A 26,932-nucleotide genomic window follows, 5' to 3' on the forward strand; every position below is an offset into this window, starting at 1 on the left:
AAAAGGGCATTTTTTTGTTAGAATGAAAGTATGATTATTTTACAAGGAAACAAGTTAGAACGCTCTTTCTCAGGAGATGTTCTTTTTCAAAACATATCACTGCAAGTTGATGAACGTGACCGCATTGCCTTGGTTGGTCCTAATGGAGCTGGCAAGTCCACTTTACTAAAATTATTGGTCGGTGAAGAAACGCCAACGAGCGGAGAAGTTAATACTAAAAAAGACCTAACCTTGTCTTATCTGGCTCAAAATAGTCGTTTTGAATCAGACAAAACGATATATGAGGAAATGCTCAAGGTTTTCGAAGCATTACGCCAAGATGAAAAGCGTCTCCGTCAGATGGAAATGGATATGGCAACCGTTTCAGGTCAAGACTTAACACGGCTGATGATGGATTATGATCTTTTAGCAGAACGTTTTCGTCAGCAAGGTGGCTTTACATATGAAGCTGAGATTAAAGCCATTTTAAATGGCTTTAAATTTGATGAAAGCATGTGGCAGATGACTATCGCTGAGTTGTCTGGCGGACAAAATACCCGTTTAGCCTTGGCTAAGATGTTGTTAGAAAAGCCAGAACTATTGGTCCTTGATGAGCCAACAAACCACTTAGATATTGAAACCATTGCCTGGTTAGAGAACTACTTGGCCAACTATCAAGGAGCTCTAATCATTGTGAGTCACGACCGTTATTTTCTGGACAAAGTGGCGACCGTGACTTTAGATTTGACGCCTAGCGGCTTAGATCGGTATAGTGGTAACTATTCTCGTTTTATGGCCTTAAAAGCTGAAAAACTAGTAGCCGAAGAAAAACAGTTCGATAAACAACAAAAAGAAATTGCCAAGCTAGAAGATTTTGTTCAAAAAAACATTGTCAGGGCCTCTACCACAAAAAGGGCTCAGGCTAGGCGTAAGCAATTGGAAAAAATAGAGCGTTTGGACAAACCTACAAGTGGGCGTAAATCTGCTCATATGACATTTCATGCAGAAAAACCATCAGGAAATGTTGTGCTAAGAGTTGAGGAAGCAGCGATCGGTTATGGAGACCAAGCTTTGTCCGAACCTATTAATGTAGATATCAATAAGTTGGATGCTATTGCCGTTGTAGGGCCAAATGGTATTGGTAAATCAACCTTGATCAAGTCGATTATTGGACAATTGCCTTTGCTCAAAGGACAACTCAAGTATGGTGCCAATGTCGAAACAGGTTATTATGACCAAACCCAATCGCATTTGACGCCAAGCAATACGGTTTTGGAAGAATTATGGCAGGACTTTTCAACCACGCCAGAAGTCGATATCAGAAACCGATTAGGAGCCTTTCTCTTCTCTGGAGATGATGTCAAAAAATCGGTGTCCATGCTATCAGGTGGAGAAAAAGCCCGTCTTCTTCTTGCGAAGTTATCTATGGAAAACAATAATTTTCTTGTTCTGGACGAGCCGACTAACCATTTGGATATTGATAGCAAGGAAGTGCTCGAAAATGCTCTGATAGATTTTGATGGCACGTTACTTTTTGTCAGTCATGACCGCTATTTTATTAATCGTTTAGCGACCAAAGTGTTAGAAATTACTGAAAAAGGTTCAACACTTTACTTAGGTGACTATGATTATTACCTTGAGAAAAAGGCAGAGCTAGAAGAATTAGCCCGCCTAGCAGCAGGAGAGGACGTTGAGGAAATAGTAGAAGCCTCTGCCACTGATTATCAGCTACAAAAAGCTAATCAAAAAGAGCGTCGTCGCTTGGCTCGCCGATATGAGGAGATTGAAGCAAGATTGGAAACCATTGAAGAGCGTATTGTTGCTATTCAAGAAGACATGCATGCTTGCAATGATACAATTCAGTTAATGACATGGCAAGAAGAGTGGGACCAATTAGATCAAGAACAACAGCTTCTCATGGAAGAATGGGAAAGCATCGCTGAACAAATAGAATCATAAAAACAAGCTTTAGCATTTTTGCTAGGCTTATTTTTATTGCTTTGAAACTTGTTTGAAGCGGTAAAAGAGGTTTTAAAATGACACATTTTTTGAAGCAAGATTGGTGAAAACGAAAACTGTTATATATTATTTTGTAATTTATTAGTACAGATTTGTTTGTGACTTCACAAACTATTACAATTCCATAAAATCAGACAAGATAAGGAAGAAAGCGATTTAATTATTTGCAAATTGTGAAAAAAAGTTTTATCATAGGAAAGTAATATGATAATATGGAGGCCAAAATGGTAACAGTTTCTAAAGAACAATATTTGGATATGTTCCTTAAAATGGAACGTATTCGTGAATTTGATTCACGTATTAACAAACTCGTCCGTCGTGGATTTGTACAAGGGATGACTCACTTCTCTGTTGGTGAAGAAGCAGCTAACGTTGGTGCAGTGGCTCACTTGACTTACGATGATATTATTTTTTCAAATCACCGTGGACATGGTCAATCAATCGCAAAAGATATGGACCTTAACAAAATGATGGCTGAACTTGCAGGTAAAGCAACTGGTGTTTCTAAAGGACGCGGTGGCTCAATGCACTTGGCTGACTTTGAAAAAGGAAACTATGGTACCAATGGTATCGTTGGTGGTGGTTACGCTCTTGCAGTAGGTGCAGCGCTTACCCAACAATATAAAGGAACTAATAACATTGCTGTTGCTTTCTCAGGCGATGGTGCTACTAACGAAGGATCATTCCACGAGTCTGTCAATATGGCTGCAACATGGAAACTTCCTGTTATTTTCTTTATCATTAATAACCGTTATGGAATCTCCATGAGCATTAACAATGCGACAAACACACCGCATTTATACACACGTGCAGAAGCTTACGGAATTCCTGGTTTCTACTGTGAAGATGGCAATGACGTGATGGCTGTCTATGAAACAATGGGCAAAGCTGTTGAGCATGTTCGTGGCGGAAACGGCCCAGCTATTGTTGAGGTAGAATCATACCGTTGGTTTGGTCACTCAACTGCAGATGCTGGTAAATACCGTACTAAAGAAGAAGTTGATGAGTGGAAAGAAAAAGATCCAATGATCAAATATCGTACTTATCTGACAAGCGAAGGCATTGCCACTGATGACGAATTGGATGCCATTCAAGCACAAGTCAAAAAAGAAGTTGACGATGCTTATGAATTTGCACAAAATAGTCCAGATCCAGAACTTTCAGTAGCCTTCGAAGACGTTTGGGTTGACTAATATCACCTTGTCAGTAAGAAGCAATCGTATTTGAATAATAAATGGAGAAATAAAAATGATGTCAGAAACAAAATTAATGGCTTTGCGTGAAGCAGTCAACCTTGCTATGACTGAGGAAATGCGCAAGGATGAAAACATTTTCCTTATGGGTGAAGACGTAGGGGTATACGGAGGAGACTTTGGTACTTCTGTTGGAATGATTGAAGAATTTGGTCCTAAACGTGTTAAAGACACACCAATTTCAGAAGCAGCTATCTCTGGTGCAGCTATTGGTGCAGCGATTACAGGACTTCGTCCAATTGTTGACGTTACCTTTATGGATTTCCTTACCATCATGATGGACGCTATCGTGAATAACGGTGCTAAAAACAACTATATGTTTGGTGGTGGCCTTATTACCCCTGTAACATTCCGTGTAGCATCAGGTTCTGGTATTGGTTCCGCTGCGCAACACTCACAATCTCTTGAAGCATGGTTAACTCATATTCCAGGGATTAAAGTTGTCGCTCCAGGTAATGCGAATGAAGCAAAAGGATTATTGAAATCAGCTATCCGTGATAATAACATTGTTCTTTTCATGGAACCTAAAGCCCTTTATGGTAAAAAAGAAGAAGTTAATCAAGATCCTGACTTCTATATCCCACTTGGTAAAGGTGACATCAAACGCGAAGGTACTGACTTGACAATCGTTTCTTACGGTCGTATGTTGGAGCGTGTTCTTCAAGCGGCTGAAGAAGTTGCAGCAGATGGTATCAATGTTGAAGTTGTTGACCCACGCACCCTCATCCCACTTGATAAAGAATTGATCATTGAATCTGTTAAGAAAACAGGTAAATTAATGCTTGTCAATGATGCTTACAAAACAGGTGGATTCATTGGGGAAATTGCAACCATGATTACTGAAAGTGAAGCCTTTGATTACCTTGATCACCCAATCGTTCGTCTTGCAAGTGAAGATGTTCCAGTACCTTATGCACGTGTACTTGAACAAGCGATCTTACCAGATGTTGAGAAAATCAAAGCTGCTATTGTGAAAATGGCAAACAAAGGCAACTAGGCGATAAGACATATGGTCTAGGACAGACCTTATCCCTTAGTCATTTCTTAGATAGATAAGACCTATTGTAAGAAAGGCTACATCGTCTTATCCCTTGTCACAACAGCTTCGTCACTCTTACTTTAGGTAACAAGACGGAGCTGTTGATGGCGCTTATAAAATCGTGAAAGGATGTAGAAATGGCATTTGAAATTATTATGCCAAAGCTCGGCGTTGACATGCAAGAGGGCGAGATCATCGAGTGGAAAAAACAAGAAGGTGATACCGTCAATGAAGGTGATGTCCTTCTTGAAATCATGTCAGACAAAACCAATATGGAACTTGAGGCAGAAGACTCAGGTGTTCTATTGAAAATTGTTCGTCCAGCTGGTGATACTGTACCTGTAACTGAAGTTATCGGTTACATTGGTGCAGAAGGTGAATCAGTAGATACTATTGCTTCAAGTGAAAAAACAACAGAAATTCCAGTTCCTGCTTCAGCAGATGCAGGACCAACAGTAGCTCCAAAAGAAGATGTGGCCAGTCCAGCTCCTCAGGTAGCAGCGACAGCTATTCTGCAAGGAAATGGTGGAAAAGTTCGTGCTACTCCAGCTGCACGTAAGGTTGCAGCAGAAATGGGCATTGACCTTGGTCAAGTTCCAGGAACAGGACCAAAAGGGCGTGTCCATAAAGAAGATGTTGAGAACTTTAAAGGTGCTCAACCGAAAGCTTCACCACTTGCTCGTAAAATCGCTGCTGATAAAGGTATCGACTTGGCGACTGTTTCAGGTACTGGCTTTAACGGTAAGGTCATGAAAGAAGACATCATGGCTATTCTTGAAGCTGCTAAACCAGCTGAAGCAAAAGCACCAGCAGCTAAAGAAGAAAAAGTTGTTGAGCTTCCAGAGGGTGTGGAACACAAGCCAATGTCAGCTATGCGTAAGGCAATCTCTAAAGGTATGACAAACTCTTACCTTACTGCGCCTACCTTTACGCTTAACTACGATATTGATATGACAGAAATGATCGCCCTTCGTAAGAAGTTAATTGACCCAATCATGGCTAAAACAGGCCTTAAAGTCAGCTTCACAGACTTGATTGGTATGGCAGTGGTTAAAACGTTGATGAAACCTGAGCATGAGTACATGAATGCTTCCCTCATCAATAACGCTAATGATATTGAATTGCACCGCTTTGTGAACCTGGGTATTGCCGTAGGTCTTGATGATGGTCTTATTGTTCCAGTTATCCATGGTGCAGATAAGATGAGCTTGTCAGATTTCGTGCTTGCTTCAAAAGATGTGATTAAAAAAGCGCAAACTGGTAAGTTGAAAGCAGCTGAAATGTCTGGATCAACCTTCTCAATCACAAACTTGGGAATGTTTGGTACGAAGACATTTAACCCAATTATTAACCAACCAAACTCAGCAATTCTTGGTGTTGGAGCAACTATCCCAACTCCAACGGTTGTGGGTGGTGAGATTGTTGCCCGTCCAATTATGGCGATGTGCTTAACCATCGACCATCGCTTGGTAGACGGTATGAACGGTGCAAAATTCATGGTTGACCTCAAGAAATTGATGGAAAATCCATTTGAATTGTTAATCTGATCAATCAGTTTTAAACAAGAAAAGCATTGAATAATAAAAGGGATTTTACTAAGTTTAGGCTTGGTGCCCTTTTCTCAAAAATATAGAAAGGATGTAGAACGAGGAGATCTCATGCAAATGAGTGATAAGCAATTGAACCCGAGCGGAAAGCTCGGATAAAAGTGGTAAGAGTTGGCTAATCTTAGCGTCGTAGACGTCTGAACTTTCCTCAATTTTTGTTTCGGAAAGTCCTAGTTGTCCTGACGTGGGTGCGTCAACGAAATCAAAGATTTCTGACTTACCGCAAAAATTCAATCGCATTCTCCTCGCTCTTGGTATCTTAAATTATGGCTGTTGAAATTATTATGCCGAAACTCGGTGTTGACATGGCAGAAGGTGAAATCATCGAGTGGAAAAAACAAGAAGGTGATACTGTCAATGAAGGCGATATTCTTCTTGAAATCATGTCAGATAAAACCAATATGGAACTTGAAGCAGAAGACTCAGGTGTTCTTCTCAAAATTACACGTCAAGCCGGTGAAACAGTACCTGTAACAGAAGTTATCGGTTACATCGGTGCTGAAGGTGAATCTGTTGAGGTTTCTAGCCCAGCTGCTTCAGATGTGAATGTTGCTCGTACAACAGAAGATTTAGAAGCTGCTGGACTTGAAGTGCCAAAAGCACCAGCTCAAGCTGCTTCAGCTGCACCAAAAGCTGCACTTGCTGATGATGAGTATGACATCATCGTTGTCGGTGGTGGACCTGCAGGTTATTATGCAGCTATTCGTGGTGCTCAACTTGGTGGTAAAATTGCAATCGTTGAGAAATCTGAATTTGGTGGAACTTGCTTGAACGTAGGATGTATTCCAACCAAAACTTACCTTAAAAATGCTGAAATTCTTGATGGTATCAAGATTGCAGCAGGACGTGGGATTAACCTTGCTTCAACTAACTACACCATTGACATGGATAAAACAGTTGACTTCAAGAACACTGTTGTTAAAACATTAACAGGCGGCGTTCAAGGTCTTCTAAAGGCTAACAAAGTCACTATCTTTAACGGGCTTGCTCAAGTAAACCCTGATAAGACAGTTACTATTGGGTCACAAACCATTAAGGGTCGCAACGTTATCCTTGCTACAGGTTCTAAAGTATCACGTATCAATATCCCAGGTATTGACTCTAAACTTGTTTTAACGTCTGACGATATCCTTGACCTCCGTGAAATGCCAAAATCACTAGCAGTTATGGGCGGTGGTGTTGTTGGTATCGAGCTTGGACTTGTTTGGGCATCTTACGGTGTGGATGTTACCGTTATTGAAATGGCTGACCGTATTATCCCAGCTATGGATAAAGAAGTCTCTCTTGAACTTCAAAAAATCCTTTCTAAGAAAGGCATGAAGATCAAAACATCTGTTGGTGTCTCTGAAATTGTTGAAGCAAATAACCAATTGACTTTGAAACTTAACAATGGTGAAGAAGTTGTCGCTGAAAAAGCCTTGCTTTCTATCGGACGTGTACCACAAATGAACGGTCTTGAAAACCTTAACCTTGAAATGGATCGTAACCGTATCAAAGTTAATGACTACCAAGAGACATCAATTCCAGGTATCTATGCGCCAGGTGACGTTAACGGAACGAAAATGCTTGCTCACGCTGCTTACCGTATGGGTGAAGTGGCTGCAGAAAATGCGATACATGGCAACACAACTCGTAAAGCTAACCTTAAATACACTCCAGCAGCCGTTTACACACACCCTGAAGTGGCAATGGTTGGTTTAACTGAAGAACAAGCGCGTGAACAATATGGTGATGTGCTTATTGGTAAAAACAGCTTTACTGGTAATGGACGTGCGATTGCTTCAAATGAAGCCCATGGTTTTGTTAAAGTTATTGCTGATGCCAAATACCACGAAATCTTAGGTGTTCATATTATTGGTCCAGCTGCAGCTGAGATGATTAACGAAGCAGCTACTATTATGGAATCTGAATTAACCGTTGATGAATTGTTATTATCAATTCATGGACACCCAACCTTCTCTGAAGTGATGTACGAAGCCTTTGCAGATGTGCTTGGCGAAGCTATCCATAACCCACCAAAACGCAAATAATTGTCGTCAAATCTTACATCAGAATAAATAAAATAGCTGTAGACCCATGGGTCTACAGCTATTTGTTATGGAGAAGACGATGTCATCCAATACTCTCTAAAGCCTTTCCAGCACTAAGAACTCAATTAAGTTAGAGAGCTTGTTTTAGCTTGACAAAATCTCATGATAGAGTTATATTTTATATATATTTAAATTAAGCATATAAATAAAATAAATCTTTGGAGGTGACCATGTATTATCCAGTACCATCCCCTGTGATTGAGTTCTTAGTATTGGGAATGGTAGGGCAAAAAGCTTCTTATGGCTATGATATCTGTCAGCAGTTGCGGCAATTAACCCCTATCAAGGAATCTACTCTTTATCCTATTTTAAAGAAAATGGAGTTAAATGGGTGGCTATCGACATACACGGAAGCTCATCAGGGGAGACAACGGAAGTATTACCAACCAACTGAGAAAGGGTATGAACAGTTGCTATTTTTGGAGAAGGAATGGCTGCGTTATTCGGCAGCTATCCTAGCATTGGCAAAAGGAGAAACAAAATGATGAGGCAAGATTTTTTACAGGTATTAGAGCATGACCTAAGCAGTTTACCTGTTCAGGCTAGAGAAGAAGCGTTAGCCTTTTTCACAGAGTATCTGGCAGAAGTAGGAGAGTCCAGTGATGCTCTTGCTGAACTTGGTGATCCCCACCAAGTTGCTCAAGACCTGTTATCAGAGATGAAGGCACAAGGCATTCCCATGGAGATGAGAGAAGTCATGGTGCTTGAAGATAGCAAGGTTGTAGTGACCAAAAAAGTTTCCGTTTTCTTAGAGGATATTGACCTCATGATCAGAGAAGCTGACGTTACTCAGCTAACTTTAGATTATCCTTCTAACCTCTCGACCTTTCTTCAGATAGAACAAGGGGATGAGCAATTTAGTATTAAACAAGTAAAGCCTAGACCAAAACAAAACTTCAGTTTTTTGAACCTAGTAACTAACAAGGTTCCTGATTTTCTATTACATAAACTTACCTTATTAGTTCCCAAAGGACTGACTCTTACAGATCTTACTATTCATCTGGTATCGTCTGATGCCAGCCTAGAAGGTCTTGAGGTCAAAACGTGTCAGCTTACCCTAACCAATGGTGATCTTAGGGCAAGAGCTCTTTTTGCTGAGCAATTATCAGGTTTTTTAGCCAATGGGGATATTAGTTTCTTAAATTGTCATTTCCAAGACCTAAAGCTGGAATTAACTAATGGTGATATGAGCTGGCAAGAAAGCCAGAGTGCTAACACTCACCTTATCTGTTATAATGGCGACATTGGACTGACTAACGGGACTTACTCAAATCAACTCATCATTGATAATCAGAATGGGGATACGCATATCCATCAGAGTCAATTATGCCAAGTCGAAATGAGACTAGCTAATGGGGATGTGGCACTTGAAAATAGTACTTTTGAACGCATGCTTTTAGAAATGGCTTGTGGTAATGCTGATGTTAGACTTTTACCTCGAGATCAGACAGAAGTAACTATTGATGTGACAACAGATTTTGGAAATTGTCATATTTTTGGTCAACAATCTACAAGTTGCCATTACTATCATGAAGGGACCCATCCTCGTCAATTACTCATCACCAATGCTTTTGGGAACATTACCCTCAGTTAGTTGGTCTAGAAAGCTTGTCATTTAGGCTTGTTTTCATTATACTAGAGAGGTAGATTACATTTTTGAAAGGATTTTTTCTCCTATGAAATACATCGTTAACAAAAGTCACAATCCTGCCTTTAACATTGCTCTGGAAGCTTATGCTTTTAGAGAACTAGTGGAAGAAGATGAATTGTTTATCCTTTGGATCAATGAGCCAGCTATTATTATTGGCAAACATCAAAATACCATTCAAGAAATCAATAAAGAATACATTGATGAACATGGTATTCATGTTGTGCGACGTTTATCTGGTGGTGGTGCGGTTTACCATGATTTGAATAATTTGAACTACACCATTATTTCTAACAAAACAGCTGAAGGGGCTTTTGATTTCAAAACTTTCTCACAACCTGTGATTGCGACTTTAGCTGATTTAGGTGTGACAGCTAATTTTACAGGTCGTAATGATATTGAGATTGATGGCAAAAAAATCTGTGGTAATGCTCAAGCCTATTACAAGGGTCGCATGATGCACCATGGTTGCCTTTTGTTTGATGTGGATATGACCGTTCTTGGCGATGCTCTTAAAGTAAGTAAGGACAAGATTGAGTCTAAAGGAGTGAAGTCTGTTCGTGCTCGCGTGACCAATATTTTAAATGAATTACCAGAAAAAATTACCGTTGAGGAATTTTCAGATAAAATCTTGGCCAAGATGAAAGAAACGTACCCAGACATGACAGAATATGTCTTGTCGGAGGATGAGTTGGCTAAGATTGAACAATCTGCCAAAGAGCAATTTGGTAGCTGGGATTGGACCTACGGCAAAGCGCCAGAATATACGATTGAACGCAATGTTCGTTACCCTGCAGGTAAAATTTCAACCTTTGCAAATGTTGAAAATTCTATTATTATAAACCTTAAAATCTATGGTGATTTCTTTGGAATCAAAGATGTTCAAGATATTGAGAACCTATTAATTGGTTGTAAATATGAGTACCGTGATGTTTTTGAACGTTTAAAAACGATTGATACGACCCAGTACTTCTCACGCATGACCGTTGAAGAAGTTGCTAAAGCTATTGTTGCTTAATGGTTTTAAGCACTGAGAAACTTTGTAAGAAGGAAAAACAATAAAACTCCTAAGCGGAATATGTCCTGCTTAGGAGTTTTCGTTTGATGATATGAAAGAAGAACTTAAGCTTTATCAAAGGCAGCTTTACGTTTAATGTCGGCATATTCTTCAGCGACTTCTTGTTTCAGTATATCATCATAGCTAGGTAGTGTAATAGCTGATCCGTACTTTTCTTTGAGAGCTGTTGTTACGAGACGGTAAGCAAGGTTCACGTTGCGTGATAAGATAGGACCATGGAAATAACTGCCGTAGACGTTTTTATAGTGAACACCTTCAGTTTGGTCTTCCTTATTATTACCATTGCCATAAACCACTCGTCCAAGTGGCTTCTCATCATCGGATAAGAAGGTACGACCTTGATGATTTTCAAAGCCATAATAGGTTTCGTTAAATTCGTTATTATGAATTTTAATATCTCCAATAAAGCGATTTTGGTGCTGATTAAGGGTGTAGTGTCCCATAATTCCAAGTCCATCAATTTTAACCCCATTAGCTTGGACATAGTATTGCCCTAGTAATTGGAAGCCACCACAGATGGCAAGCACCACTTTATTCTTAGCGATATAATCCGCTAAAGCAGCTTTTTTGCTAGGCAAATCCTTAGCAACGATGGTTTGCTCATAGTCTTGTCCACCACCAAAAAAAACAAGGTCGTAGTAATCTTGGTCAAAGGCATCATTGAGGGAAACAATATCAACGGTAACTCTAGCTCCAAGTTTTTCAGCGACATACTTGAGCATCAAGACATTCCCATTGTCACCGTAGGTATTCATCAGGTTTCCGTAGAGATGAGCAATGTTTAGGTCATAGAGGTAGTCAGTCTTTTCTGGAGATTTTAGTGAAGTGTAAGTCATTAGTTCATCTCCTTTTCAACAACATGGCGGTCGGCTAGCAAGCTACGGAATTCTAACATTGCAGTATAGGTTGCTAAAATATAAGCATGTTTGCTTTCTTGTTTTTCAATAGCTTCCATGATTTGCTCGAGCTTTTCAGCTTGTTTTATCTTAGTGTCGTCAAATCCTGTGACTCTAAGTCTTCTGGCAATTTCAGAGTGACGGACACCACCAGCATTAATCTCAGTAATTGGCATGTGTGTAATGAGTTCGAAATTAGCATCCCAAATCCAGCTGGTATCAATGCCATCAGCGTAATTGGCATTTAATAAAACTGATAAGCTAAATGGATAATCTGCCAATTGAATCATTTCCAGTGCCTGACTGGCTCCAACAGGATTCTTGATAAGGATAAGGGTGCAGGATTTATTTCCAATCTTAAAGGTTTCTTGGCGACCGAAAACGGCCTTGCTTTTGTTAAATCCAGCCTTAATTTTCTCGGGAGAAACACCGAAAAATTCAGCAACAGAAACGGCAGCAAGCGCATTGTAAATATTATAAAGACCACCAACATTTATCTTGTAGTTTTGTCCATCAATAACAAATTCAGAACTTTGGTGAGTAATAGCGGTGAGCTCAGTTAATTGATAATCTAACGTTGGTCTTTGGAACTGACAGTTTAAGCAAATAAAGTCTCCAAGATTGGCATAGGTATTGAGGTGGTATTGTAGGATGTGTTCGCATTTAGGGCATAGGATGCCTTCAGTATTGTAATGAGCCAATTGTGGGGCATGCTTAGCAGTATCAAAACCATAATACTTAATCGGATTAACTAAGTCTTTTGAAGAGAAAATAGGGCTGTCACCGTTGGCTAAGATAGTTGCTTGAGGTGCCTTGTTTGCTCCATCGACAATCATTTGATAAGTGGTATAAATCTCCCCATAGCGGTCCATTTGATCTCTAAAAATATTGGTGTAGACAAAGAGACTTGGTTTGAGGTAATTAGTAATCTTTGGAAGACTTGCTTCATCAATTTCCAAGACAGCAATGTGTTTACCAGATTTTCCTTTTTTAGCTGATAAAAAAGCCGCGGTAATCCCCGTAATCATATTAGCACCGCTCGGGTTGGTAAGTACGTCGCCAAATGCTTCTTTCAAGATGCCTACGGTTAAAGCTGTTGTTAATGTTTTCCCATTGGTACCTGTGATGACAACAATCTCATAATCTTTTGAGAGGCTATCTAAAATATCTTTATCGAAGGCTAGTGCTAAACGGCCGGGATAAGTAGAACCGCGCCCTAGTTTCTTTAATATCAATTGAGCTGTTTTGCCGGCACTGAGACCGAGTAATGTCTTCATTTTCATGTTTATATTTTAGCATAAGTTTCTCAATTTTAGATAAAGAAAAACGTCACGAATCATGATATAATGTTAATGATATCTATTTTTACATAGAAATGAGAGTTGTATGAGTAATTTATCTAGTATTGACACCAAGTTTTTATTGAGTTTATTTTCTGATCCCTGGATGCTAGCGGTGCATCTCTTGGATATTTTGATTGTGGCCTACCTGATTTATCGTTTTATTAAGGCTTTGACAGGTACCAAAATCATGTCCTTGGTGCAAGGGGTTATTTTCTTTTTGATTATTCGGTTTATAGCGGAATGGATTGGTTTCACCACTATTACCTATTTGATGAACCAGGTTATTACGTATGGAGTTATCGCTGGGGTTGTGATTTTCGCGCCAGAAATCCGTGCAGGACTTGAAAAATTTGGCCGCTCTACACAGGTCTTTTTACAAAAGCAAACGGTTAGCAGTGAAGAAGCCTTAGTAGACGCATTAATCAAGTCTGTCGCTTATATGGGTCCTCGAAAAATCGGTGCTTTGATTGCTATTGAGCAGACTCAAACATTACAAGAATACATTGCCACAGGAATCCCTTTAAATGCAGATATTTCCAGCCAACTCTTAATCAATATTTTTATTCCTAACACTCCACTGCATGATGGTGCAGTCATTGTTGGCCATAATAAAATAGTAGCAGCTAGTGCTTACCTACCTTTGTCAGAATCCATGACAATTTCTAAAGAATTTGGGACAAGGCACCGAGCAGCAATTGGCCTATCTGAAAACTCAGATGCCTTAACTATTATTGTTTCAGAAGAAACAGGAGCCACCTCGGTTGCCCGTAAAGGACAATTTTTACACGATCTGACTGCAGACGAATTTGAGACTGTTTTGCGAACTTATTTAATCAGTGAACCAACGGTGACTTTACCATGGTACAAGAAAATTCTAGGAGGAAAAGGCAAATGAAACGATTTTTAAATAGCCGCCCTTGGTTAGGGCTAGTTTCGGTCTTTTTTGCCATTCTGTTATTTTTGACAGCTGCGTCTAGTAACCATAATAATTCTGGTTCGCAAACCTATAGTCCGATTGAAACCTATACGCATAGTCTCAAAGATGTTCCTATTGACATGAAATATGACAGTGAAAAATACTTTATCAGTGGCTACTCTTATGGCACTGAAGTTTATCTGACATCGACTAATCGTGTTAAATTGGATTCTGAAGTAAATAGTGATACTCGCAGTTTTAAAATCGTTGCGGATTTAACAAAGAGTCATCCAGGCACTGCCACAGTAGACCTGAAAGTGGAGAATTTACCTTCTGGGGTAACCGCTACGGTATCACCGGATAAGATTTCAGTGATTATTGGTAAAAAAGAATCCAAAATGTTTCCAGTTCGAGGAGCAGTTGATGCTAAACAGATTGCCAATGGTTATGAAATCAATAAAATTGAAACAGGGATTGATAAGGTTGAAGTAACCAGTGATGAATCAACCATTGCTTTGATTGATCATGTTGTGGCAAAATTACCAGATGATCAGGTCTTGGATGCTAATTACAGTAGTCGGGTAACGCTTCAAGCTGTTTCTGCTGATGGAACGATATTGGCTAGTGCTATAGATCCAGCAAAAGCTAACTTGTCTGTCGGAGTTAAGCGGATCACTAAGTCTGTACCGATTAGGGTTGAAGCGGTTGGTGTAATGGATGACCGGTTATCAGATATTCAATATAAATTGTCAAAACAGACTGCTCTTATTTCAGGAAGTCGAGAGGCCCTAGAAGCCATTGACGAAATTGTAGCAGAAGTTAACATTTCTGATGTCACTAAAAATACTAGTAAGACCGTGAGTTTGTCTTCTAGTCAGGTGTCAATTGAGCCGTCAGTAGTGACCGTTCAGTTGACAACCACCAAAAAATAATGGATAATAACTAGGAAAATTGAATGGAGGAAGCCATTAGGCTTATATAAATTATGGGAAAATATTTTGGAACAGATGGTGTTCGTGGCGAAGCAAATGTTGAGCTGACACCTGAGTTAGCTTTTAAACTGGGCCGCTTCGGTGGTTATGTTTTGAGTCAACATGAGACCGAAAGACCTAAAGTTTTTGTGGCGCGTGATACCCGTATTTCAGGAGAAATGTTGGAGTCAGCCTTGATTGCTGGTCTACTATCTGTTGGTATTGAAGTTTATAAACTTGGTGTTTTAGCGACACCTGGTGTCTCTTATTTAGTTAGAACTGAAAAAGCAAGTGCTGGTGTGATGATTTCTGCGAGTCATAACCCTGCGCTTGACAATGGCATCAAATTCTTTGGGAATGATGGGTTTAAGTTAGCTGATGACCAAGAATTGGAAATTGAAGCTCTCTTAGATGCTCCGAAGGACACGCTTCCTCGCCCGAGTGCAGAAGGACTTGGAACCTTGGTAGATTATCCAGAAGGACTTCGTAAATATGAAAAGTTCTTGGTAACAACAGGTACTGACTTAAGCGGTATGACAGTTGCCTTAGACACTGCTAATGGAGCTGCTTCAGTGTCAGCACGTGATGTCTTTTTAGATTTAAATGCAGAAATTGCTGTCATTGGCGAAAAACCAAATGGTCTTAATATTAATGACGGTATTGGTTCAACGCATCCAGAACAGCTTCAAGAGTTAGTTAAGGAAACAGGAGCAGATCTTGGTTTAGCCTTTGATGGCGATAGCGACCGTCTGATTGCCGTGGACGAAACTGGCGAGATTGTTGACGGTGATCGTATTATGTTTATCATTGGTAAATACTTGTCAGAAAAAGGACTTCTTGCTCACAATACCATTGTCACAACAGTGATGTCTAACCTCGGTTTTCATAAGGCTTTAGATAAACAAGGTATTAATAAAGCAATTACAGCAGTTGGAGACCGCTATGTGGTTGAAGAAATGCGTCACTCAGGATACAATCTCGGTGGTGAACAATCAGGCCATGTCATTATCATGGACTACAATACCACTGGAGATGGTCAGTTGACAGCTATCCAATTAACCAAGGTGATGAAGGAAACTGGAAAATCACTTTCAGAATTAGCTGCTGAAGTAACCATTTACCCTCAAAAACTGGTTAATATTCGTGTGGAAAACAGCATGAAAGAACGTGCTATGGAAGTTCCAGCTATTGCGAACATCATTGCAAAAATGGAGGATGAAATGGCTGGTAATGGTCGTATTCTCGTGAGACCAAGTGGTACAGAACCTCTTCTTCGTGTCATGGCAGAGGCGCCAACAGATGCCGAAGTTGATTATTATGTCGATACTATTGCTGATGTCGTCCGTACAGAAATCGGATGCGATAACTAACGAGTTGAGTACAAACAAGAAACCTTATTTCTAAGGCTTCTGTCAACAATTGGAAAGAGGCTTGGGGCGTTTAGCCCAAGTCTCTTTTTATAAATTGCTAAAGTAGAAGAGAAAGGATATCGGATGACAAAACAGCAAATCGAAAAACTAGCGGACTTACTGCCTCCTTTTGCAGCCAAACTTTACTTAGACATGATTCCTGAATTTCAGGAAGGCTATGCTTCATATGTTTATCAAACCCAAAAAGAAGATACTCAAAAGCGCCGCATCAAGCAGTTAACTAAAAGTTTTGCACGCTTTCTAGACACGCCTTCGTTTTATGTTATGCCCCTTTCCGTACAAGTAGGTAAACAGCTATTAAGGAATGAAGAAATAGCTTGTCACTCTTTATCCAGCGTAGAGGCTATTCAGGCTTTTGAAGCTGCAGTTGAGGATGAAAAAGAAGTTTTGCAGTTACTTCGTAATGGCTCTAGACTAGCCTTGCTTGTGTTAGAAGAAGCAAATGAAACCGTTCATATGGATTTAGGCATACTGACCAAGGTAGAGCAAAAGGTCATATCACCAGCTATGTTAACTGCTATTGAGGAGTATCTTTTGGCAACTACCGAGGGAAACGCTTTACAGCTAACCGTTACAGTTGAGCAAGGAGCAGCACGCACCTTTTACCAAGCTCATGGCTTTCACCAGAAGGCTGATGATTTGGTTTTTAAACCCACTGATGGTAAGTTGATTTGCCAAATGGTTAAAGACCTCTTTAAAGCATGAGTAAAGCGTAGAAAGTTATTCTTAGTGAGGCATTTGGTCTCTAAAGTGGTATAATAAGAACATGTCAAAAAAACCTACCTCAGCTTATGTGCATATTCCTTTTTGCACACAAATTTGTTACTATTGTGACTTTTCTAAAGTCTTTATCCAAAATCAACCTGTTGATGCCTACTTGGAAGCGCTGATTCAAGAATTCGAATCCTATGACATTCATGACTTAAAGACTCTTTATATTGGAGGGGGAACGCCAACGGCGATTACTGCAGCTCAACTGGAATATTTATTAAGTCATCTTGAACGAAACCTCAATTTAGGCTATCTTGAAGAGTTCACTATTGAGGCCAATCCTGGTGATTTAACCCCAGATAAAATTGAAGTGCTTAAACACTCAGCTGTCAATCGGATTTCGCTTGGGGTACAAACCTTTAATAATAAACAATTAAAGCAGATTGGCCGAAGCCATAACGAAGAACAAATTTATAGCACCATCGCTAATTTAAAAACTGCAGGCTTTCACAATATTTCCATTGATTTAATTTATGCCTTGCCAGGTCAAACCTTAGCTCAAGTCAAGGAAAATGTTGCTAAAGCTCTGGCACTTGATATTCCCCACCTTAGTCTTTATAGCCTTATTTTGGAACATCACACCGTTTTTATGAACAAAATGCGACGTGGTAAACTTAACTTACCAACGGAAGACTTGGAAGCGGAAATGTTTGAGTATATTATTTCAGAAATGGAAGCTAATGGTTTTGAGCATTATGAAATTTCCAATTTTACCAAACCTGGTTTTGAAAGTCGTCATAACTTGATGTATTGGGATAATGTGGAATATTTTGGATGTGGTGCAGGGGCTTCGGGTTACCTTAATGGCATTCGCTATCAAAATAGGGTACCGATTCAGCACTACCTTAAGGCAGTTGAAGCAGGGAATGCTAGACTAAATGAAGAAGTGCTGCGCAAAGAGGAAATGATGGAAGAGGAACTCTTTTTAGGATTACGTAAAAAGACAGGAGTCTCCATCCAGCGGTTCCAAGAAAAATTTGGTATTTCTTTTGAGGAGTGTTATGGAAATATTGTTAGGGAGCTTCAAAACCAAGGACTGCTTGTCAAAGATGACGCCTTTGTCAGAATGACTAAAAAGGGTCTTTTCTTAGGTGATTCTGTTGCTGAGCGGTTTATATTAGATTAGGAGAGTATTATGGGATTAAGTTATCGCGAGGACATCAAACTTCCTTTTGAGTTGTGTGATGTTAAATCAGATATTAAGTTTCCGCTTCTCTTGGACTATTGTTTAACGGTCTCTGGGAGACAATCTGCCCAATTAGGACGAAGTAATGACTACCTTTTAGAGCAGTACGGCTTAATCTGGATTGTGACGGATTATGAAGCAACTATTCATCGCTTGCCACATTTTCAAGAAACCATCACCATTGAAACAAAAGCCCTTTCCTATAATAAATTTTTTTGTTATCGCCAATTTTATATCTATGATCAAGAGGGGTGCCTTTTAGTGGATATCTTAGCCTATTTTGCTTTGTTAAACCCAGATACGCGAAAAGTGGCAACTATTCCAGAAGATTTAGTAGCGCCATTTGAGACTGATTTTGTTAAAAAGCTACACCGTGTTCCTAAAATGCCTCTTTTAGAACAATCAATTGATCGTGATTATTATGTGCGTTATTTTGATATTGATATGAATGGTCATGTCAACAACAGTAAATATTTAGATTGGATGTATGATGTGTTGGGGTATGAGTTTCTAAAGGCTCATGAGCCTTTACGTATGACTTTAAAATACGTCAAAGAAGTCTCACCAGGCGGTCAAATTACTTCCAGTTACCATTTGGACCAATTAACTTCTTACCATCAAATCACCTCAGATGGGCAGCTGAATGCCCAAGCCATGATTGAATGGCGAGCGATTAAACAAACAGAAAGCGAGATAGACTAGTGCCTTATAAGGGTTATTTAATTGATTTAGACGGAACGATTTACCAAGGGAAAAACCGTATTCCAGCAGGGGAACGGTTTATCAAACGCCTACAAGAAAAAGGTCTTCCCTATTTATTGGTGACTAATAATACAACACGCACACCTGAAATGGTCCAAGACATGTTGTCTAAACAGTTTAATGTTGAGACAGGCATTGAGACTATCTACACAGCTACTATGGCGACCGTCGATTACATGAATGACATGAACCGTGGTAAAACAGCTTACGTTATTGGAGAAACAGGTCTCAAATCAGCTATTGCAGCCGCAGGCTACGTAGAAGAACTTGAGAATCCCGCTTACGTAGTGGTTGGGTTAGACAGTCAAGTAACCTATGACATGCTAGCTACCGCTACCTTAGCCATTCAAAAGGGAGCCCTCTTTATTGGGACAAATCCTGATTTAAACATTCCAACCGAACGTGGTTTGATGCCAGGAGCAGGTGCATTGAATGCCTTACTAGAAGCTGCCACACGTGTAAAACCTGTTTTTATTGGCAAGCCCAACGCTATCATTATGAATAAATCACTAGAGGTATTGGGCATTCAGCGCTCTGAGGCTGTCATGGTTGGCGATAATTACTTGACTGATATCATGGCAGGTATTCAAAATGATATTGCAACGATCCTCGTGACAACAGGCTTTACTAGACCTGAAGAGGTACCAACCTTACCAATTCAGCCAGATCATGTCCTATCTAGTCTTGATGAGTGGAGGTTGTGATGGTAGAAAACACTAAATTACTATGTAGCTGGCTATGGTTATTAGCGTTAGCTATTCTCATGACAATCTATTCAGCTTGGCTATGGTATCCTCTTGAGGTGGACCATCTAAAATTAGAACAAGTTGTTTTTATGAGCAAGGATGCTATCTTGCATAACTATAACGGACTGCTCAATTACCTCACTAATCCCTTTGAGACAAGTTTGACGTTTGCTAGTTTTAGATCGTCGACAGATGGGCTCAAGCATTTTGCAGACGTCAAGTGGCTTTTTCACCTAACTCAAGTTGTTTTTCTTGGCCTCCTTTACCCAACGGTTAAGGATTTTAAGCAAAGATTCAAAACTAAAAGTTTCTGGTCCATTCAAAGGCCTTTAATGATAGCAGCTTTGTTTCCTCTTATGATTGGGTTGATGGCTAGTGTTATTGGATTTGAAAACTTTTTTACTCTTTTTCATAAGGTGCTTTTTGTAGGAGATAGTAATTGGCTCTTTGACCCCTTGAAAGATCCTGTGATCTGGATCCTTCCAGAAGTCTTTTTCTTGCACTGTTTCCTTTTCTTTATGACCGTTTACGAAATCATCTTGTGGAGCTTAGTAGGTTTAGCAAGATGGCAGCGACCAAAGATATAGTAACAACTAAAAGTTAAGAATTCATTTTTCAAAAAATAAAAAACAAGCGCTTTGAAAACGCTTGTTTTTAGTTTATCGACAAGGTAAAATAAAGATACAAAAAGCACCGACTCGGTGCCACTTTTTCAAGTTGATAACGGACTAGCCTTATTTTAACTTGCTACATTGTTTTGAATGGTTCCAACAAGATTATTTTATAACTTTTATAACAAATAATCAAGTAGAAATTCAAAGAAATTTACCAGCTATAAAACAATACTTAATACTATAGAATGATAACAAAATAAACTACTTTTTAAAAGAATTTTGTGTTATAATCAATTTATTATTAAGTATTGGGTGGTTTTTTTGAAGAGATATTTTGAAAAAGAAAAATTAAAGCATATTAAACTAATTTCGGAGGTCATTAAAACTATTAGTGAAATCATCAAACTCATTATGGATTTAATTTAAACTTTTTATTTTAGGAGGAAAAAATGGATAAGAAATACTCAATAGGCTTAGATATCGGCACAAATAGCGTCGGATGGGCGGTGATCACTGATGATTATAAGGTTCCGTCTAAAAAGTTCAAGGTTCTGGGAAATACAGACCGCCACAGTATCAAAAAAAATCTTATAGGGGCTCTTTTATTTGACAGTGGAGAGACAGCGGAAGCGACTCGTCTCAAACGGACAGCTCGTAGAAGATATACGCGCCGAAAGAATCGTATTCGTTATTTGCAGGAAATCTTTAGCAGTGAGATGTCCAAAGTAGATGATAGTTTCTTTCATCGACTTGAAGAGTCTTTTTTGGTGGAAGAAGACAAGAAGCATGAACGTCATCCTATTTTTGGAAATATAGTAGATGAAGTTGCTTATCATGAGAAATATCCAACTATCTATCATCTGCGAAAAGAATTGGCAGATTCTACTGATAAAGCGGATTTGCGCTTAATCTATTTGGCCTTAGCGCATATGATTAAGTTTCGTGGTCATTTTTTGATTGAGGGAGATTTAAATCCTGATAATAGTGATGTGGACAAACTATTTATCCAGTTGGTACAAACCTACAATCAATTATTTGAAGAAAACCCTATTAACGCAAGTAGAGTAGATGCTAAAGCGATTCTTTCTGCACGATTGAGTAAATCAAGACGATTAGAAAATCTCATTGCTCAGCTCCCCGGTGAGAAGAGAAATGGCTTGTTTGGGAATCTCATTGCTTTGTCATTGGGATTGACCCCTAATTTTAAATCAAATTTTGATTTGGCAGAAGATGCTAAATTACAGCTTTCAAAAGATACTTACGATGATGATTTAGATAATTTATTGGCGCAAATTGGAGATCAATATGCTGATTTGTTTTTGGCAGCTAAGAATTTATCAGATGCTATTTTACTTTCAGATATCCTAAGAGTAAATAGTGAAATAACTAAGGCTCCCCTATCAGCTTCAATGATTAAACGCTACGATGAACATCATCAAGACTTGACTCTTTTAAAAGCTTTAGTTCGACAACAACTTCCAGAAAAGTATAAAGAAATCTTTTTTGATCAATCAAAAAACGGATATGCAGGTTATATTGATGGGGGAGCTAGCCAAGAAGAATTTTATAAATTTATCAAACCAATTTTAGAAAAAATGGATGGTACTGAGGAATTATTGGCGAAACTAAATCGTGAAGACTTGCTGCGCAAGCAACGGACCTTTGACAACGGCTCTATTCCCCATCAAATTCACTTGGGTGAGCTGCATGCTATTCTGAGAAGACAAGAAGACTTTTATCCATTTTTAAAAGACAATCGTGAGAAGATTGAAAAAATCTTGACCTTTCGAATTCCATATTATGTTGGCCCATTGGCGCGTGGAAATAGTCGCTTTGCATGGATGACTCGGAAGTCTGAAGAAACGATTACTCCATGGAATTTTGAAGAAGTTGTCGATAAAGGTGCTTCAGCTCAATCATTTATTGAACGCATGACAAACTTTGATAAAAATCTTCCAAATGAAAAAGTACTACCAAAACATAGTTTGCTTTATGAGTATTTTACGGTTTATAACGAATTGACAAAGGTCAAATATGTTACTGAGGGAATGCGAAAACCAGCATTTCTTTCAGGTGAACAGAAGAAAGCCATTGTTGATTTACTCTTCAAAACAAATCGAAAAGTAACCGTTAAGCAATTAAAAGAAGATTATTTCAAAAAAATAGAATGTTTTGATAGTGTTGAAATTTCAGGCATTGAAGATCGGTTTAATGCGTCATTAGGTACCTACCATGATTTGCTAAAAATTATTAAAGATAAAGATTTTTTGGATAATGAAGAAAATGAAGATATCTTAGAGGATATTGTTTTAACATTGACTTTATTTGAAGATAAGGAAATGATTGAGGAACGACTTAAAACATATGCTCACCTCTTTGATGATAAGGTGATGAAACAACTTAAACGTCGCCATTATACTGGCTGGGGGCGTTTGTCTCGAAAATTGATTAATGGTATTAGGGATAAGCAATCTGGTAAAACAATATTAGATTTTTTGAAATCAGATGGTTTTGCCAATCGCAATTTTATACAGCTGATTCATGATGATAGTTTAACATTCAAGGAAGCTATTCAAAAAGCACAGGTGTCTGGACAAGGCCATAGTTTACATGAACAGATTGCTAACTTAGCTGGCAGTCCTGCTATTAAAAAAGGTATTTTACAGTCTGTAAAAGTTGTTGATGAACTGGTCAAAGTAATGGGGCATAAGCCAGAAAATATCGTTATTGAAATGGCACGTGAAAATCAGACAACTCAAAAGGGCCAGAAAAATTCGCGAGAGCGTATGAAACGAATCGAAGAAGGTATCAAAGAATTAGGAAGTCAGATTCTTAAAGAGCATCCTGTTGAAAATACTCAATTGCAAAATGAAAAGCTCTATCTCTATTATCTACAAAATGGAAGAGACATGTATGTGGACCAAGAATTAGATATTAATCGTTTAAGTGATTATGATGTCGATCACATTGTTCCACAAAGTTTCATTAAAGACGATTCAATAGACAATAAGGTCTTAACGCGTTCTGATAAAAATCGTGGTAAATCTGATGACGTTCCAAGTGAAGAAGTAGTCAAAAAGATGAAAAACTATTGGAGACAACTTCTAAACGCTAAGTTAATCACTCAACGTAAGTTTGATAATTTAACGAAAGCTGAACGTGGAGGTTTGAGTGAACTTGATAAAGCTGGTTTTATCAAACGCCAATTGGTTGAAACTCGCCAAATCACTAAGCATGTGGCACAAATTTTGGATAGTCGCATGAATACTAAATACGATGAAAATGATAAACTTATTCGAGAGGTTAAAGTGATTACCTTAAAATCTAAATTAGTTTCTGACTTCCGAAAAGATTTCCAATTCTATAAAGTACGTGAGATTAACAATTACCATCATGCCCATGATGCGTATCTGAATGCCGTCGTTGGAACTGCTTTGATTAAGAAATATCCAAAACTAGAATCGGAGTTTGTCTATGGTGATTATAAAGTTTATGATGTTCGTAAAATGATTGCTAAGTCTGAGCAGGAAATAGGCAAAGCAACCGCAAAACGTTTCTTTTATTCTAATATCATGAACTTTTTCAAAACAGAAATTACACTTGCAAATGGAGAGATTCGCAAACGCCCTCTAATCGAAACTAATGAGGAAACCGGAGAAATTGTCTGGGATAAAGGGCGAGATTTTGCCACAGTGCGCAAAGTATTGTCCATGCCACAAGTCAATATTGTCAAGAAAACAGAAGTACAGACAGGTGCACTGACTAATGAATCAATTTATGCTAGAGGAAGTTTTGATAAATTAATCAGTCGTAAACATCGTTTTGAGTCCTCTAAATATGGAGGATTTGGCAGCCCGACTGTTACTTATAGTGTGTTAGTAGTTGCGAAATCCAAAGTTCAAGATGGAAAAGTAAAAAAAATAAAAACTGGAAAAGAATTAATTGGGATTACATTATTAGATAAACTAGTTTTTGAAAAAAATCCATTAAAATTTATTGAAGATAAGGGATACGGAAATGTTCAAATTGATAAGTGCATTAAGTTACCTAAATATAGCCTCTTTGAATTTGAAAATGGCACTCGAAGAATGCTTGCTAGTGTTATGACGAATAATAATAGCAGGGGAGATTTGCAAAAAGCAAATGAAATGTTTTTACCGGCGAAGTTGGTAACACTGCTATACCATGCACACAAAATTGAGAGTTCTAAAGAATTGGAGCATGAAGCATACATTTTGGACCACTATAATGATTTATATCAATTGCTGAGCTATATAGAACGATTTGCTTCATTATACGTGGATGTTGAAAAGAACATTTCTAAAGTAAAAGAACTTTTCAGCAACATTGAAAGCTATTCTATTTCTGAAATTTGTTCCTCCGTTATTAATTTATTAACACTTACAGCATCCGGTGCTCCTGCAGATTTTAAATTCTTAGGCACAACAATTCCACGAAAACGTTATGGTTCTCCCCAGTCTATTCTCAGTTCTACCCTTATCCATCAATCCATCACTGGTCTCTATGAGACCCGTATTGATTTGAGTCAATTAGGAGGCGACTGATGGCTGGTTGGCGTACTGTTGTGGTAAATACCCACTCGAAATTATCTTATAAGAATAATCACCTCATTTTTAAGGATGCCTATAAAACAGAGTTGATCCATTTATCAGAAATTGATATTTTGTTATTAGAAACGACCGATATTGTCTTGTCCACTATGTTGGTAAAACGACTGGTGGATGAGAATGTCCTTGTCATATTCTGTGATGATAAACGCTTGCCGACTGCTATGTTGATGCCTTTTTATGGCCGTCATGATTCGAGTTTACAGCTAGGAAAACAAATGTCCTGGTCAGAAGAGGTCAAATCGGAGGTTTGGACAACCATTATTGCTCAAAAGATTTTGAATCAATCCTGCTATCTAGGAGCATGCTCCTATTTTGAAAAATCCCAATCCATTATGGACTTATATCATGGATTGGAACTATTTGATCCAAGCAATCGCGAAGGGCACGCAGCAAGGATTTATTTCAATACTTTATTTGGAAATGATTTTTCACGTGAACAGGATAATGCAATCAATGTGGGGCTTGATTATGGCTATACCTTATTATTGAGTATGTTCGCACGTGAAGTGGTTGTGTCTGGATGTATGACTCAGTTTGGGCTCAAGCATGCCAATCAATTTAATCAGTTTAACTTTGCTAGTGATATTATGGAGCCTTTTAGACCCTTAGTAGATAAGATTATTTTTGAAAATCGAAATCAACCATTTCCAAAAATAAAGAGAGAGTTATTCACTTTATTTTCTGATACTTTTTTATACAACGGTAAAGAGATGTATCTTACCAATATTGTTAGTGATTATACCAAAAAAGTAGTGAAAGCTCTCAATAATGAAGGGAAAGGAGTTCCTGAATTTAGGATATGAGCTACCGATATATGAGAATGATACTTATGTTTGATATGCCGACGGACACTGCTGAGGAAAGAAAAGTCTATCGAAAATTTCGGAAATTTTTACTTAGTGAAGGGTTTATCATGCATCAATTTTCTATTTATAGTAAGTTGCTGTTGAATAATACAGCTAACAACGCCATGATTGGTCGGCTGAGGGAGAATAATCCTCATAAAGGAAATATTACATTACTAACAGTCACAGAAAAACAGTTTGCGCGTTACATGGTGAAAGAAATAATTGTATTGCAAACTCCGATGAGAGACTTGTATTTCTTGGGGAGGCTTTTGATGAATCTTAATTTTCCCTTACTAGATGAACCGATTCCATTAAGAGGCGGTACAATTCTTGTGCTCGAAGATGTCTGTGTATTTTCAAAAATAGTGCAATATTGTTACCAATATGAGGAAGATTCTGAACTTAAATTTTTTGATCACAAGATGAAAACCATCAAAGAATCAGAAATCATGCTTGTAACAGATATTTTAGGATTTGATGTTAACTCCTCAACCATTTTAAAATTGATTCATGCAGATTTAGAATCTCAATTTAATGAGAAACCCGAAGTGAAATCGATGATTGACAAATTGGTTGCTACGATTACAGAACTGATTGTCTTTGAATGCTTAGAAAATGAATTAGATTTAGAGTATGATGAAATCACAATCCTGGAATTGATTAAGTCCTTAGGAGTGAAAGTAGAAACGCAAAGTGATACTATTTTTGAAAAATGTCTAGAGATACTTCAAATTTTCAAATATCTCACTAAGAAAAAGTTGCTTATTTTTGTCAATAGCGGAGCTTTTCTAACAAAGGATGAAGTGGCTAGTTTACAAGAGTATATATCATTGACAAATTTAACAGTTCTCTTTTTAGAACCACGTAAACTATATGATTTTCCGCAGTATATTTTAGATAAAGACTATTTCTTAATAACTAAAAATATGGTATAATATTCTTAGTAAATGCAGTAATACAGGGGCTTTTCAAGACTGAAGTCTAGCTGAGACAAATGGCGCGATTACGAAATTTTTTAGACAAAAATAGTCTACGAGGTTTTAGAGCTATGTTGTTTTGAATGGTCCCAAAACTTGCTCTTATCTTTTATCCGTTTTTAGATAGT

At 38.3% G+C, this 26,932-nt stretch carries 21 protein-coding genes and 1 pseudogene; 20 read left to right on the plus strand and 2 right to left on the minus strand.

Annotation, left to right across the window (positions count from 1 at the left end; genetic code table 11):
- The first annotated feature begins 30 nt into the window (after positions 1 to 30).
- From FQT67_RS04420 to FQT67_RS04460, 8 genes are all read left to right on the plus strand, one after another.
- The gene (locus FQT67_RS04420; RefSeq protein WP_143936373.1) at positions 31 to 1,938 is read left to right on the plus strand and encodes an ABC-F family ATP-binding cassette domain-containing protein; all 1,908 of its coding nucleotides are present in this window, start codon (positions 31 to 33) and stop codon (positions 1,936 to 1,938) included.
- A 284-nt stretch (positions 1,939 to 2,222) separates the two neighbouring features.
- Positions 2,223 to 3,191, plus strand: coding sequence for a thiamine pyrophosphate-dependent dehydrogenase E1 component subunit alpha (locus FQT67_RS04425; protein WP_003061731.1), 969 nt, complete (start codon positions 2,223 to 2,225; stop codon positions 3,189 to 3,191).
- Between the two features lie 58 nt (positions 3,192 to 3,249).
- A complete protein-coding gene (locus FQT67_RS04430) occupies positions 3,250 to 4,248 on the plus strand; it encodes an alpha-ketoacid dehydrogenase subunit beta (RefSeq protein WP_003051182.1) in 999 nt (332 codons plus the stop codon).
- Positions 4,249 to 4,427: 179 nt separating this feature from the next.
- Complete coding sequence (locus tag FQT67_RS04435; RefSeq protein ID WP_046177088.1) at positions 4,428 to 5,837, plus strand: dihydrolipoamide acetyltransferase; 1,410 nt, start codon at positions 4,428 to 4,430, stop codon at positions 5,835 to 5,837.
- Between the two features lie 326 nt (positions 5,838 to 6,163).
- On the plus strand, positions 6,164 to 7,927 hold the full coding sequence (gene lpdA / locus FQT67_RS04445) for a dihydrolipoyl dehydrogenase (RefSeq protein WP_115256851.1): 1,764 nt from the start codon (positions 6,164 to 6,166) through the stop codon (positions 7,925 to 7,927).
- Between the two features lie 230 nt (positions 7,928 to 8,157).
- Positions 8,158 to 8,472 carry a PadR family transcriptional regulator gene (locus FQT67_RS04450; protein WP_003051169.1) on the plus strand — a complete coding sequence of 105 codons (315 nt, stop codon included), beginning with the start codon at positions 8,158 to 8,160 and terminating at the stop codon, positions 8,470 to 8,472.
- Positions 8,469 to 9,581 (plus strand): DUF4097 family beta strand repeat-containing protein, encoded by a 1,113-nt coding sequence (locus FQT67_RS04455; RefSeq protein WP_046177087.1) that lies wholly within the window; start codon positions 8,469 to 8,471, stop codon positions 9,579 to 9,581. The genes FQT67_RS04450 and FQT67_RS04455 overlap by 4 nt, the downstream gene beginning before the upstream one ends.
- Positions 9,582 to 9,663: 82 nt before the next feature.
- Positions 9,664 to 10,653, plus strand: a complete 990-nt coding sequence (locus tag FQT67_RS04460) for a lipoate--protein ligase (RefSeq protein WP_046177086.1) — start codon at positions 9,664 to 9,666, stop codon at positions 10,651 to 10,653.
- A 104-nt stretch (positions 10,654 to 10,757) separates the two neighbouring features.
- Here the strand turns inward: FQT67_RS04460 and gatD are convergent, their stop codons facing one another.
- Together gatD and murT are read right to left on the minus strand one after the other, a co-directional pair.
- The gene (gene gatD, locus FQT67_RS04465) at positions 10,758 to 11,549 is read right to left on the minus strand and encodes a lipid II isoglutaminyl synthase subunit GatD (protein ID WP_046177085.1); all 792 of its coding nucleotides are present in this window, start codon (positions 11,547 to 11,549) and stop codon (positions 10,758 to 10,760) included.
- The gene (gene murT, locus FQT67_RS04470) at positions 11,549 to 12,892 is read right to left on the minus strand and encodes a lipid II isoglutaminyl synthase subunit MurT (RefSeq protein WP_046177084.1); all 1,344 of its coding nucleotides are present in this window, start codon (positions 12,890 to 12,892) and stop codon (positions 11,549 to 11,551) included. Before murT ends, gatD begins: the two co-directional genes overlap by 1 nt.
- A gap of 103 nt (positions 12,893 to 12,995) precedes the next feature.
- On the opposite strand from murT, the gene cdaA reads away from it, so the two are divergent.
- The 12 genes and pseudogenes from cdaA (at position 12,996) to csn2 (ending at position 26,762) form a co-directional block, all read left to right on the plus strand.
- Complete coding sequence (gene cdaA / locus FQT67_RS04475; protein WP_003056621.1) at positions 12,996 to 13,847, plus strand: diadenylate cyclase CdaA; 852 nt, start codon at positions 12,996 to 12,998, stop codon at positions 13,845 to 13,847.
- The gene (locus FQT67_RS04480; RefSeq protein ID WP_003056616.1) at positions 13,844 to 14,800 is read left to right on the plus strand and encodes a YbbR-like domain-containing protein; all 957 of its coding nucleotides are present in this window, start codon (positions 13,844 to 13,846) and stop codon (positions 14,798 to 14,800) included. The genes cdaA and FQT67_RS04480 overlap by 4 nt, the downstream gene beginning before the upstream one ends.
- Positions 14,801 to 14,853: 53 nt before the next feature.
- Positions 14,854 to 16,209, plus strand: coding sequence for a phosphoglucosamine mutase (glmM, locus tag FQT67_RS04485; RefSeq protein ID WP_046177083.1), 1,356 nt, complete (start codon positions 14,854 to 14,856; stop codon positions 16,207 to 16,209).
- A gap of 123 nt (positions 16,210 to 16,332) precedes the next feature.
- On the plus strand, positions 16,333 to 16,974 hold the full coding sequence (locus FQT67_RS04490; RefSeq protein ID WP_046177082.1) for a hypothetical protein: 642 nt from the start codon (positions 16,333 to 16,335) through the stop codon (positions 16,972 to 16,974).
- A gap of 61 nt (positions 16,975 to 17,035) precedes the next feature.
- Entirely contained in the window at positions 17,036 to 18,166 is a 1,131-nt protein-coding gene (gene hemW / locus FQT67_RS04495; RefSeq protein ID WP_046177081.1) for a radical SAM family heme chaperone HemW, read from the plus strand.
- Between the two features lie 9 nt (positions 18,167 to 18,175).
- On the plus strand, positions 18,176 to 18,928 hold the full coding sequence (locus tag FQT67_RS04500; protein ID WP_046177080.1) for an acyl-[acyl-carrier-protein] thioesterase: 753 nt from the start codon (positions 18,176 to 18,178) through the stop codon (positions 18,926 to 18,928).
- A complete protein-coding gene (locus FQT67_RS04505) occupies positions 18,928 to 19,692 on the plus strand; it encodes a TIGR01457 family HAD-type hydrolase (RefSeq protein ID WP_003054515.1) in 765 nt (254 codons plus the stop codon). The genes FQT67_RS04500 and FQT67_RS04505 overlap by 1 nt, the downstream gene beginning before the upstream one ends.
- Positions 19,692 to 20,321 (plus strand): TIGR01906 family membrane protein, encoded by a 630-nt coding sequence (locus FQT67_RS04510; RefSeq protein WP_041789030.1) that lies wholly within the window; start codon positions 19,692 to 19,694, stop codon positions 20,319 to 20,321. The genes FQT67_RS04505 and FQT67_RS04510 overlap by 1 nt, the downstream gene beginning before the upstream one ends.
- A gap of 476 nt (positions 20,322 to 20,797) precedes the next feature.
- Positions 20,798 to 24,913, plus strand: a complete 4,116-nt coding sequence (cas9, locus tag FQT67_RS04515) for a type II CRISPR RNA-guided endonuclease Cas9 (protein ID WP_143936374.1) — start codon at positions 20,798 to 20,800, stop codon at positions 24,911 to 24,913.
- Positions 24,913 to 25,782: a type II CRISPR-associated endonuclease Cas1 gene (gene cas1, locus FQT67_RS04520; protein ID WP_046177077.1), complete on the plus strand. Its 870-nt coding sequence runs from the start codon at positions 24,913 to 24,915 to the stop codon at positions 25,780 to 25,782. The genes cas9 and cas1 overlap by 1 nt, the downstream gene beginning before the upstream one ends.
- Positions 25,779 to 26,110: pseudogene (cas2, locus tag FQT67_RS04525) on the plus strand (CRISPR-associated endonuclease Cas2). The gene cas1 and the pseudogene cas2 overlap by 4 nt, the downstream one beginning before the upstream one ends.
- Positions 26,100 to 26,762, plus strand: coding sequence for a type II-A CRISPR-associated protein Csn2 (gene csn2, locus FQT67_RS04530; RefSeq protein WP_046177108.1), 663 nt, complete (start codon positions 26,100 to 26,102; stop codon positions 26,760 to 26,762). The pseudogene cas2 and the gene csn2 overlap by 11 nt, the downstream one beginning before the upstream one ends.
- Positions 26,763 to 26,932 lie beyond the last annotated feature (170 nt).

Origin of the sequence: Streptococcus sp. NCTC 11567 (assembly GCF_902141215.1) — a bacterium.
Lineage (GTDB): Bacteria > Bacillota > Bacilli > Lactobacillales > Streptococcaceae > Streptococcus > Streptococcus dysgalactiae.